The organism is candidate division WOR-3 bacterium (assembly GCA_026418155.1).
Lineage (GTDB): Bacteria > Hydrothermota > Tepidihabitantia > Tepidihabitantales > CAIPLT01 > JAOABV01.
This window is the reverse complement of record JAOABV010000032.1, coordinates 1-12,831: the sequence shown is the minus strand read 5'-3', so window position 1 is coordinate 12,831 and position 12,831 is coordinate 1. Positions and strand designations below refer to the sequence as shown.

The window sequence follows — 12,831 nt, the reverse complement described above, 5'->3', positions numbered from 1 at the left end:
GAAAAAAACTGGTCCAATATTCTTGACGCTTCTAAAATTAATAAACTTATGTTCCTCTTGTAATTTAACTAATATTCTATATAATCAAATACCAATGAATAAAGAAACAATCATCTCACAAAACTTTGTGAAATTTGCTACTGCTAAATTATAATGAATATAGATCTAATTAATAAAATTTTGGCATTAAAGAAACAAAAGAATGCGGTAATTTTAGTTCATAATTATCAGCGACCAGAGATTTATGAAGTTGCTGATTTTATTGGCGATTCCTTAGATTTATCCCAAAAAGCCCAAGCAACTAAATCTCGGCTAATAGTCTTTTGTGGCGTCCATTTTATGGCTGAGACTGCAAAAATTCTCAATCCTCAGGCAAAAGTCATAATGCCAGATATTAATGCTGGTTGCGAAATGGCCGATATGATTACTGCACAAGCACTAAGATTAAAAAAAGAGGAATTGGGCGATGTTATTGTTGTTGCTTATGTTAATACACCGGCTGAAGTCAAAGCCGAATCTGATATCTGTTGCACCTCGGCCAATGCAGTAAGAGTTGTTGCTTCAATTCCGAAGGAAAAGAAAATCCTCTTTGTGCCTGATAAAAATTTAGCCTGGTATGTGGCAAAACAGACTCAAAGAGAGATAATGGCTTGGGAAGGATTCTGCTATGTGCACGCATTATATTTTACGGCTGAAGATATCATCAAGGCTCGTAAAATATACCCTAATGCGAAAATTATTGTCCATCCCGAATGTCTACCTGAAGTTATTAACGAGGCCGATTTTGTTGCTTCTACCAGTGGTATGATTAAATTAGCAAAAGACTTTGACGAAGTTGTTTTAGGCACTGAAGTCGGTTTATGCAATCGCATTAAAAGAGAATATCCGAATAAACTTTGCCATCCCTTAAAAAGAACCGCGATATGCAATAATATGAAAAAAACAACATTAGATAAAGTGTTATCCGTTTTAGAAATTGAGAATAATGAAATTGTTGTGCCTGAAGAAATTGCTCAAAAAGCCCGACTGGCATTAGAAAAGATGTTAGCGGTTGTGTAGTGATTATAAAGAATTATTTTTAACTTTCATCTGGTGATTAAGGAATGAGTTTACTAATCGTAATCAATATATTACAACAACTTTTATGAAATTATAAAAAATAACTTTGCCTGTTCTAATAATTTTATTAAAATTAACTTTTATGTCGTTATTAAAAAATGACTTCTCCAATTTTAATTTTTTTATTACAATTAACTCTTATGTAGTTATTAAAGAATACCTTCACATATCCTAATCATTGTATTACAATCAACCTTTATGTCGTTATTAAAGAATGCCTTCACCTATCTTAATTATTTTATTACAATCAACCTTTATATCGTTATTAAAGAATACCTTCACGTATCTTAATTATTTTATTACAATTAACCTTTACATCGTTATTAAAGAATAATTTCACCGAACTTAGTCATTTTATTACAATCAACTTTTATGTAATTATTAAAGAATGACTTCTCCAATCCTAATCATTTTATTACAATCAATTTTTTCCTTATCAGTTGATTTCCAATTTTGACAAAATAGACACCACACTTAATCCCATCAAGCGAAATCTTTTGAACTTTTCCATCTTTGAACTCTTGAACTTTTATCACATTTCCGGTCACATCATAAATTCTTATGCAGTCAACCCGAAGCGGGCAAGCGTGGGACGAAAAGCGAATAGCGAAATGCGATGATGCTGGATTCGGATATATCTCTACTTGATTTTCCATTACCAGATATGAAGTATTTTCCTGTCTGATACCAATCCGCGTTTTACTCCAAGTTTGTCCGGCATTATGAGTATATAAAACATAACTATCGCCGGCAACAAGACCATATAACGAATCTGCAAAATCAACATCATACAAAGTCGCATTAACATTACTTTGTTGTAAAGTCCAACTATTGCCAGCATCGCAAGAATAAAGTATTGTGCCATTATGACCAACTGCCCAGAAACGGTTAGGTGAAATAAATTCTAATGCTCTGAGATATTTTGTTTGCCAGGGAATTGTTATTGTTTGCCAGGTATTACCACCATTAGCAGTTCGCATTATAATTGCTGACATTGTTCGGTCATTGCCACCGACAACAAAACCATTTAATGAATCTTGAAATTTAACATCAAAGAAATCATAAATTGTATCTTTTAAGAGCAGTTGCCAGTTCAAACCGCCATCAGTTGATTTTGCAATATATCCTTGACCTTTAGTATAACAAGTTTCGCCTGGCCAGGAACGGTATTCAGGATACCTGCCCGCACAAAACCAGCCTTTTGCTCTATCAATAAATGATATATTCTGCATATCAACTGAATCTAAACGAAACGGTGGATAGGGTAAAAATATTTGTTCCCAATTTTGGCCTCCGTTGTTTGTTCGACCTAACATTGCACCGCGACAAGCAACCCAACCACAACTGTCATCAATAAAGAAGACACGATTCGTCCATTTGGACAATCCCATAACTTGTAGTAACCAATTTGTTCCGCCATCTTCTGTGTAAAAAATATAACCATACGAATAAGAAGCAATCCATCCTTTTTGTTCAGTGAGGGAAAAAACATCAGCAAGTTCTCGGTAGGTTATTAGATTTTGTCTTATCCAATCTAATCCACAATTTGGTGTATGAAAAACTCCCGGTGTATCAATTGTCACAACCCAACCTTTAAGACTATTTGGTGCCATTGCTGAACCATGAAAAGTATAAGCAGACGCTAACCCAAAAACTAATAGCCAAAGATAGAAGATATATTTAATAACCCTCATTTTGGCCTCCAATCTTTGGATTTTTTGTTTTCTATTCGAACCCAAAATAAGTTTACTAAACATTATCTATGATAAGCTTTACTCTTTGACTATAAATATGTTATCTTAAAATATTGTCTGAACATTTATTTAAGAACCGGAAAAACAAATTTTATTAACGAATATATTGTTCCAAACAAGGTTAATTATAATAAGCCAAATCCACAATGGATAAAAATCATTAAAAGTTTCTTATAAATTTTCTGCGAATGTACGAGGTCAATGTTTTTTTCCGTATCCTCATTTTATCTTCATCGACATATCAACAATTGGTGCGGAATGGGTTATAGCACCGACTGAAATATAATCTACCCCAGTTTTCGCAATCTTTCGGACATTTTTTAAGTTAACGCCTCCTGATACTTCAAGTTTTGCTTTTCCTTTAACTAATTTTACTGCTTGAGCAATCTGCCTTAAATTCATATTATCCAACATAATAATTGAAACATTAAGTGCTAACGCTTGCTTAACTTCATTTAAATTTTTTGTCTCTACTTCAATAGGTAATTTGTTTTTATTATATTTCTGTGCTTTTTTAATTGCTTGCGTTATACCTCCGGCAATTTTAATATGATTATCTTTAACTAGCATCATATCATAAAGTCCCATCCGGTGATTATAACCGCCACCAACGCGAACAGCATATTTTTCCAAATCCCGCAAAAGTGGAGTTGTTTTTCTGGTATCCAGAATCTTTGCTTTTGTATCCGATATTTTATCAACAAACTTCCGAGTTAAACTTGCAATACCTGATAACCGACAGAGAAAATTTAGTGCGGTTCGTTCACCACTTAATAATGCTTGTGCTTTGCCAGTTATTTGAGCAATCACTTGTTTAGACTTAAATCGCTCGCCGTCTTTGATTTTAAAATTAACATTTACTTTGGGGTCAAGATACTGAAATACCATCTTAACAACATCGCTACCGGCAAGAATTCCGTCATCTTTAGCAATAATTTCCGCAGTGACAATCTTATTTTTATCAACTGTAAAGTTTGTCGTGATATCGCCTGACCCAATATCTTCTTTTAACGCTTGTTGAATAATTTGTTTAAGATTTAACTTGGAAATTTCTGTTTTCATTGATTGATTTTGGGATTATGGTATTAATCTTTTAGTAGATTGATTTTGCTTCGTGATTCAGAATAGTAATCCTTCGGTCTTGTTCAATGAATTCAAGGATGCGTTGAAAGTTTCGTTCAATCATCTTCCAATCAGTGTTGACAAATACGATTGATAATTCGGCTCTTTGCCAAAGGTCTTGATAGTTTGTTTCGGCAACTGAAACATTAAAATTCTGCCGGATTTTATTAGTGATACTTTGGAAAACACTCCTTTTTTCTTTAAGCGAATGGCTATTATTTAACATACAATCAATAACTAAAAGACCTATGGACATTGGTTGTTTTAGTTATTATTTATAAGTCATTAGTTTTTAGCCTTTGGTCCTTGGAGAAATTTCACAATCGTACCAACATCTTCGATTTTGTAAAATCGTTAGTCATTACTCTTTTGGGGTCAATGAACTTTCAATTGTTCGAACCACTTCTTCGATTTTATAGAATTCTAAAATATCTTCTGGTTGTAAATCGGTCGCATTCTCAATGCCAATACCACATTCATATCCGCTTTCCACTTCTTTAACATCGTCCTTGAATCGTTTTAATGAACTGATTCGGCTTTTTAGCACTTCTTTACCATCACGCATAACTTTCACTAAACAGGTTCTGGTTACCTTGCCTTCAGTTACATAGACACCAGCAACCGGTCCAACGCGTGGAATCATAAATACCTGGCGAATGACGCCTTTTCCAATCAAAACTTCTTTCTGTTCTGGTTCTAAAAGTCCTAACATTGCGGAACGAATATCGTCTAAGGCTGAATAGATCACATTATAATATCTGATTTCTACTCCTTCACGTTCTGCAATTTCCGCAGCATCGGCTAAAGCAGTAACATGATAGCCGACAATAATTGCTTCAGATGCTTGGGCTAAAAGCACATCCGAACTCGTAATCTGTCCAATACCTGCATGAATAACCCGAATCACCACTTCTTCAATTGATAAACCCTCTAAAGCATCTTTTAGGGCTTCAGCCGAACCAAAGGTATCAGCCTTAAGCACGATTTTCATCTCTTTAGTTTTACCTTCAGCAATTTTCTGTTGTAATTGCTGCAAAGAAACTGGTGTCTTATGTTTCAGTCGCATATCGCGTTTTGCTAAAGCTCGGCGCATCGCGATATCTCGAGCAGTTCGTTCATCATTAACGACTTCAAATCGGTCGCCGGCTTCAGGCAGACCAGAGCACCCCAAAACTAAGACCGGTGTTGACGGTGTCGCTCGGTCTAGCCGGTGAAAGTTTTCATTAAGCAAATCTCGTGCTCGACCATAGAATTCACCACAAACGAATATGTCTCCGCGCTTTAAGGTGCCTTGTTGGATTAAGACCGTAACAACATTACCCCGGCCCTTGTCAACTCGACTTTCAATCACAACGCCTGAAGCATTTCCTTCATATACTGCTTGCAACTTTAATTCTTCACTTAATAAAAGAATTGCTTCTAACAAGTCTTCAATACCCATTCCGGTTCGAACTGAAGTTAAAACACACATTGTATCCCCACCATATTCTTCAATTCGAATCCCCTGTTTGGACAATTGAGTTTTTACTACTTCTGGATTAGTATTCGGCAAATCACATTTAGTTATGGCAACAATAATCGGAATACCAGCGGCACGAGCGTGATTTAAGGCTTCAATGGTTTGAGGCATAACCCCATCATCTGCGGCAACAACTAATACTGCAATATCAGTAATTTGCGCACCTCGAGCCCGCATTGCAGTAAATGCAACATGACCCGGTGTATCTAAGAAAGTTATTCTTTTATTGTTATAGTTGACAACATAAGCACCGGTATGTTGGGTAATCTTTCCTGGTTCTTTTTCAGCAACTTTAGTTTTACGGATATAATCGAGCAAAGATGTCTTGCCATGGTCAACATGCCCCATTACAACCACTACCGGGGGTCGTTCAAGAAGTTCACCTTTGATTTCAGTCGGCTGAATCGTCTCTTCTTCAATTTCTACTTTAATACCGAATTCATCAGCCAGTAAAGTAATTGTTTCTGGGTCTAAGCGATGATTAACTGTTGCCAATAAGCCGAACCCGATACATTTCTTTATTACTTCATTAACTGGAACATTAAACAGGTGGGCTAATTCGGCAACACTAAGATAAGGTGCGACTTTAATTTTCCTTTCCTGCGGTTCACTTATTGTGGGTATAGTTTTAACAATATGGCGTTTCGGTTTTACCTCACGATGTTCTATTTTAGTTAATGTCTTCTTGACTGCTTTCTTAACATCGATCTCGGTAACCGACAATTTAGTAGCAGGCGCAGTTTTTACTTCTGATACGGTCTTTTTTTTAAGTGATTCTTTGAAAAGTGTCTTTTCCTGTTTCACTTTTTCTTTGACTTTATTAAACTCATCAAAAGTAACCAGCGCAGTATATCCCCGAGGTGGAAATCCTAGTTCCTTAAGTATTGAAACTACTGCTTCACTCGAAAGATTAAGCCGACGCGCAACTTCATTTACTTTCAAGCCATTTACGGACTTTTTCTTTTTCTGCACCTGATTAATCTTTCGAGCGTCCTGCGATGGTTGTGGCATATTTTTAATGATGGTCTCAGAAGTTTATATCTAATAATATTATTTGATTTTTAATCACTCTATTTATTCGGCCAATTAGTTGTAACATTGTTGTTGTTATTTCTATTGTTATTTAATCATTTATTACTTTTCAGTTCCTGAAGACTAAACATTTTTTCTAATTGCTCTCGCACTTGTTTTTTTATTTGTTCAACCTTGTCTAATTCGAAGTTTGCTGACATTGCAATCTGTTCAGTAGATAAATTAATTACATCAAAGGCAGTAAAAATTTGAGCATCTTGTAATTTAATAATATCTTCTTCGGGTAAATCCAACTGTTTTAAGGAAATCGATTTGGCCTTTTCCGCCAGAACTCGATTTCTATATTCCGATTCTTTAAGAACTTCCAGTTTTGTCCCGACTAAAGCACTGGCTAAAACAACATTTTGTCCCCGTTTACCAATAGCAATTGAAAAATCGTCATCAGGCACAATCACAAAATAAGTTTCACCTTCTTTAATCACTTCTTTTACTTTGGCTGGTGCTAAGGCTCGGCTAATATATACATCCATATCTTTACTATACAACACAATATCAATCTTTTCCCCGGAAAGTTCCCGAATAATATTTTCGATTCGTGACTTTCGATATCCAACACAAGCACCCACTGGGTCAACTTTTTCATCATTACTGGCAACTGCAACTTTAGCCCTTTGACCAGGTGCTCGGGCAATACCTTTAATTTCCACAATTCCTTCCCGAATTTCCGGCACTTCTTTTAATAATAATTTTCGCAAAAAATCATTGTGGGTGCGAGATAGATAAATGCGTGGGCCAATTGGTGTTTTGTCCACACGATAGATGATTGTCTTAATTGGTGCACCCTGACGGTAATGGTCTGTTTTTAATTGGTCTTTATTTAATAAAATTGCTTCAGTCAAACCAATATTAACAATAATCTCATCTTTGCCGATTTTACTAATAGTGCCGGAAATAATCTCGCCCCGTTTACGATTGAACTCATCAAAGAGTTTGTTTCGTTCGGCTTCACGGAGTTTTACCATCAACTCATCTGAGGCCTTTCTAATCGCACTCCGGCCAATCTCAGACAAGGGAATTTCAATGCGGACTATAGAACCAACTTCGACATTGGGGTTAATGGTTTTAGCTTCTTCTAAAGAAATCTCATTAACCGGATTCTTTACTTTTGCACTTACCTTTTTCGCGATGTAAACCTTTAACTCTCCAGATTCTGGCGTTATATCGGCTTCAATTTGAGCATCCGGCCCGAAACGTTTTTTTAATCCTGCGACAATTGAATTCTTTAAAGTTTCACAGACATAATTAATGTCAACATTACGAATTCGGGCAATTTGGGTGATAATATTAGAAACTTCTTTATTCATCAATGCCTCCAATATTATTATCTACTTTTATCTCGGATTGATTTAGTTCGTTATAATCGGCAAAATTATCGCGACTTGATTTTTGCATTCGGGAAATTGCTTCTTTGAACAAATCTTCAGTTGCAACTACCAGATGTGCTGATTTTATATCAGCAAACGAAATAACTTCTGCTTCACCAGCCTTGCCTTTTGAACCAACATCATTCAATATTACTAAACCCGATGCCTCCACTGACTGAACCTTACCAACAAACCTACCGCTTTTAGTTATAATAGATACCTTATTTCCGATAACGCCTTGATAATCAGAAACATTTCGTAATTTCCGCTCAATGCCTGGAGAAGAAACTTCTAAATAGTAACGAGTTGGAATGAGGTTTTCCAAATCCAATTTTTGCGAAAGTCTTTCGGAAACATAAGCGCATTCGTCTAAAGAGATGCCTTCAGGTTTAGTAATGGATACGCGTAATATTTTACCTTTGAACTCAACATCATAAAGTTCCACACCGCAAGCATTAATTGTCTCTTTAATAAGACTCAATAATTTATCCGATAGTTTCATACTGATATTATAGAAGTTTTATAGATTAAGTCAAGTGGACAAAAATATAGAGTGTTGACATATTTTTGAGTAATAAAATGTAGTATATCAGGATATTTCCTAATATGGACTATATATTCTATAATATGGCCCAAAGCAAGAAGTTAACTTTATATTTTCTAAAATTAATGTTTTATGTGAATCTTCATGTTCAAAAAGACAAAGCAGATAGATGAAGACGATGTGAGTTTTAGAGATTATTATAAATGTTTGTAAAATATCCGTAAATCTAATATAAAGAGATTACTTTTTCTTCTTTATAATTATTTTTTCGCATTTCATTTTTAATTTTTATATGAGATTAATGAGTGAGTCCTTTATATATTTTCTAACTCACTTTTCATCTTCACATAAAATGTGATAGGTGAATATCTGATTGATAGGATAAAAAATCTTCTAATGCTACTGATATAGACTACTTTATTCTTTGACACTAAACAAACTAATTGTAGTTAAAAATAAATCAAATGGTATAACCAATGATTTAACCATAATGTTCTTTTAACTTACTATTGCACATCGTGGACAACTGACCCTTTAGTTCTCTTATTTAAGCAATTATTCGATAATATACAACAAATCAAATGAGTTAAATAACAATTATCTCAAAATTTTTGTTAAAATGATGTTTTAAATAGAACCAACTAAAGTCATTTTAATCATCAACGCACGAAAACAATTAAGCCACGAATTAACACGAATGTACTTAGATTATGGTTAATTTATTTCGCAATGTCTTCTTTGTTCATTGTTATTTGAAGTGTTTTGATTGCGTTTTATATTCATTAATGGTTTTTCTAATACTCTTTTTTTCTTATTTTTAATTGGCGTTCCTTTAGAATCCGCTTATTTACTTAAACGCATTTATGCGTATAATAAAATTGTGCAAAGAACTGCTATTTTGATATTTCTATTAATTTCTTTTTGTTTCGGGCAAGTTTTGAACGACACCAATATTGTCCGAATTGGTTTAGCCCTTTCTGGTGGTGGAGCATTAGGCATTGCCCATATCGGCGTGTTAAAAGTATTAGAACAAGAACAAATTCCGGTTTCTTTTATTGCTGGTAATAGCATGGGTTCTTTAGTGGGGGGATTATATTCTGCAGGTTATAGCGCAACTCAAATTGAAAGTATTGCTTTAAGTGTTAATTGGTGGTCACTTTTTAGTGCGGAAGTACCTTTTGGCGCGCGCTATTTACCTGAAAGACAACAAGTCCAAAGATATTTTCTCCAATTAAGACATCATAATTTTATTCCAATCTTACCTAGTGGTTTGGTGCCAATCCAAAATGTCGATTTCTTATTGATGCGATGTTTGTCCCAAATTGAATATGATACCTATTATAATTTCGATAGTTTACCAATTCCTTATCGCGCAGTCGCAGTAGATTTAGCAAGTGGTAAGAAGGTAATTCTTAAATACGGCAGATTAGCTCAAGCAATTCGAGCAAGTATTGCCATCCCCGGTGTCTTTGCGCCTAAAAAGATTCAAGACCGAGAATATGTTGATGGTGGTCTAATTCAGAATTTACCAGTGGACCCACTGTTTGAATTCAATCCTGATTTCATAATTGCATCCTTAACTATACGACATACTCCAGAAACAGGTATCTCGTTAATTGATATTGTGTCCCGAAGTATGGATTTAGTAGCAATTGAAGACTTAAATCGACAAAAAGAATATGCTGATGTCTTAATTGAACCAAATGTAGAACCATTTAAGCATTCAGACTTTTTTAAGGCAAAAGAACTCATCAAAGCCGGGGAAGAAGCAACCAGAAAAGTAATTCCGATAATAAAAGAGAAATTAAAAGGTAAAAAAGTCATTGCGCAACGCAATAAAATAACGAAACGGTCAATGTCAATAATTCGTACTATCCGAATTGAAGGTCTAAAAACAACTCATAAAAATATTATTACCCATAAATTGACAATTCGTAAAGGAACTCATCTAAAATTTGACCAGTTGATAAATGATTTGGTTAGATTATTCAACACTGATTTTTTTGAAGATGTTGACTATCGCGTAGAATTTAACGCAGACTCAGTTGATGTAACAATAGTCTTACAAGAAAAGGCATTTGGCTTTTATTCTTTTGGTCTCCGATATGATAATTACGACAATATTATTATGGGTTTAGAAGTTGGTCAAGGCAATTTATCCGGCTCAGGTGCCAATGTGCGAGGAGCCATTCATCTTGGTAATCCCAATGAATATCGTCTGGGTTTAACGGGCACAAGACTTTTTCTATTGCCCTTTGGCTATCGTTTAGATGGTTTTTACCGGGCATTACATAATTCCTATTTTGAAGACAGAGTATGGTCAGCAGATTATTATACTAATTTAATCGGCGGAGTCTTTGAAATTGGTTATATTTTAGGACGCGATGCCTTTTTTAATATCGGTTTTAATAGTTATAAAGCAACTTATACTAAACCCAGCTTATCATTCTTTAATAACTTTCCTAACCGAGAATGGATAATTGGTCCTTTATTTAGATTAGAATTCAACAATTTTGATAATCTATATTTTCCCACTCAGGGCATAACTTATCGCATAACTGGTTTTTCTTCCCTTCAAAAATTAAATGCGTCAACCGATTTCTTAAAACTCCGTTATTTTTCTGAACAGGCAATATCTTTTTTACCTTGGTTGACATTAAAGCCCAAACTGGAAATCGGCATTAGTTATGGCACACTGCCTTTATCTGAATACTTTCATTCTGGGGCGGAAAATCTGATTGGTTTTAAGAAAGATGAGTTTTTAACTGAACAAAAATTAAATATCGGCACCAGTGCTGATTTTCGTTTATTTCGCCTATTTAGTCATCAAGATTACCCCTTCTATTTTCAGGTATTAGCCAATATTGTCAGTTTTAAGAAATACGACGAGTTGATTACCAATTTTAATTTTAATAGAGACTGTCATTTTGGTGCCGGTTTCGGCATTAGAACTAATACCCCCATTGGACCATTGCAATTAATTCTTAGTTTCGCTGACTTAGTCAAAATGCCCAATAATAAAATAAACCCAAATTTTTCTTTATCTGTAGGACGTGAGTTTAGATACTAAAAATTACGATGCTCAGAAACACTATTTAGCCATTTGCTAATAGCCATTAGCAATTTGTCATAATTTTCGTGCTTTCGTGATTATAAATTTCTCACAGACACTTATTGACAAACACATTTTCTTAAGTAAAAATAGATAAGTGAAATAAACTAAAATGAATAGAGGTGATTAACTAATTATGACCGGCATCGATTGGATTATATTATTAGTTGCATTAATTATTATTATTGTGCAAACTGCTCGAGGCTCAAAAGAGATGGATATCCCCTTATTTGAAATGATTGCTTTACTGCTAACAACCTGGATAGCACTTAAAACGTATTCATCCATTGCTAATTTTTTACCGATTAGCAAAGGAGTAACGCTATTAATTATGTTCATAGTAATGGCGGTCATCTTATTATATATTGCAAAATTGATAACCACCCGCTTAGAACTTACCTGGGAACCATTTGATGCTTATCTAAGTTTTATTTTTGGTGTTGCGACTGCTTGGATAGTTCTTCATTTCATATTGCGATTAATCTTAGTGGCAACTGACCCGACTTCTCAAATAGCGGTATTAATTCAGAATTCGCCAGTAGCAAAAGAGATATTAGAATATAATATCTTCAAAGCCATTGGTAGATTTTTGAATGAAGTTAGATTAGGCGAATAATAATTTAATGATACAAATCTATACAGGCAATGGCAAAGGTAAAACCACAGCCGCGATTGGTCAGGCAATAAGAGCCTTGGGACATAAATGGAAAGTGATAATGATACAGTTTATGAAAGGTGATGCGGGTTATGGCGAGATCAAAACACTTAAGAAACTGAAAAATTTTAAGGTCGTGCAATCAGGACTGCCAACTTTTGTGGAAAAAGGTAATCCCAGTAAAGAAGATATTGCATATGCCGAAAAAGGCTTAAAATTAGCACGAAAAGTAATTAACGAAAAAAAATATAATATGGTCATTCTGGATGAGATTAATGTTGCGATTGATTATGGCCTAATTAAATTACCGGATGTTATTGAGCTCATTAAAAATTGTCCCAAGCAGATTGAACTTATTCTTACTGGTCGTTATGCTGCCAAAGAACTTATTGATCTGGCTGATTTGGTCAGCGAAATAAAGGAAATTAAGCACCCATACCAAAAGGGATTTATCTCAAGGCAAGGAATTGACTATTAATACCTCAAACCCTAAAAGTCAAAACTCAAAACTGATAAAAGATTTTTTACATGGTGATGAGCGGGCAATGAG

10 protein-coding genes are annotated in these 12,831 nt (G+C 34.6%); 4 read left to right on the top strand and 6 right to left on the bottom strand.

What is annotated here, in order from left to right; all coding sequences use genetic code 11:
• The first annotated feature begins 153 nt into the window (after positions 1-153).
• Positions 154-1,059, top strand: coding sequence for a quinolinate synthase NadA (gene nadA, locus N2201_04915; protein ID MCX7785552.1), 906 nt, complete (start codon positions 154-156; stop codon positions 1,057-1,059).
• Positions 1,060-1,526: 467 nt separating this feature from the next.
• Here nadA and N2201_04910 read toward each other — a convergent pair whose 3' ends face one another.
• The 6 genes from N2201_04910 to N2201_04885 form a co-directional block, all read right to left on the bottom strand.
• Entirely contained in the window at positions 1,527-2,813 is a 1,287-nt protein-coding gene (locus N2201_04910) for a YCF48-related protein (GenBank protein ID MCX7785551.1), read from the bottom strand.
• A gap of 279 nt (positions 2,814-3,092) precedes the next feature.
• Complete coding sequence (gene nadC / locus N2201_04905) at positions 3,093-3,935, bottom strand: carboxylating nicotinate-nucleotide diphosphorylase (protein ID MCX7785550.1); 843 nt, start codon at positions 3,933-3,935, stop codon at positions 3,093-3,095.
• A gap of 31 nt (positions 3,936-3,966) precedes the next feature.
• Entirely contained in the window at positions 3,967-4,251 is a 285-nt protein-coding gene (locus N2201_04900; protein ID MCX7785549.1) for a DUF503 domain-containing protein, read from the bottom strand.
• Between the two features lie 105 nt (positions 4,252-4,356).
• Positions 4,357-6,525: a translation initiation factor IF-2 gene (gene infB / locus N2201_04895; GenBank protein ID MCX7785548.1), complete on the bottom strand. Its 2,169-nt coding sequence runs from the start codon at positions 6,523-6,525 to the stop codon at positions 4,357-4,359.
• A gap of 116 nt (positions 6,526-6,641) precedes the next feature.
• Positions 6,642-7,910 carry a transcription termination factor NusA gene (gene nusA / locus N2201_04890; GenBank protein ID MCX7785547.1) on the bottom strand — a complete coding sequence of 423 codons (1,269 nt, stop codon included), beginning with the start codon at positions 7,908-7,910 and terminating at the stop codon, positions 6,642-6,644.
• Complete coding sequence (locus tag N2201_04885) at positions 7,903-8,472, bottom strand: ribosome maturation factor RimP (GenBank protein ID MCX7785546.1); 570 nt, start codon at positions 8,470-8,472, stop codon at positions 7,903-7,905. The genes nusA and N2201_04885 overlap by 8 nt, the downstream gene beginning before the upstream one ends.
• Positions 8,473-9,280: 808 nt before the next feature.
• On the opposite strand from N2201_04885, the gene N2201_04880 reads away from it, so the two are divergent.
• The 3 genes from N2201_04880 to cobO all read left to right on the top strand — a co-directional run bounded on the left by N2201_04880 (position 9,281) and on the right by cobO (position 12,759).
• A complete protein-coding gene (locus N2201_04880; GenBank protein MCX7785545.1) occupies positions 9,281-11,584 on the top strand; it encodes a patatin-like phospholipase family protein in 2,304 nt (767 codons plus the stop codon).
• Positions 11,585-11,762: 178 nt separating this feature from the next.
• A complete protein-coding gene (locus tag N2201_04875) occupies positions 11,763-12,242 on the top strand; it encodes a CvpA family protein (GenBank protein MCX7785544.1) in 480 nt (159 codons plus the stop codon).
• Positions 12,243-12,249: 7 nt separating this feature from the next.
• On the top strand, positions 12,250-12,759 hold the full coding sequence (gene cobO, locus N2201_04870; GenBank protein MCX7785543.1) for a cob(I)yrinic acid a,c-diamide adenosyltransferase: 510 nt from the start codon (positions 12,250-12,252) through the stop codon (positions 12,757-12,759).
• Positions 12,760-12,831 lie beyond the last annotated feature (72 nt).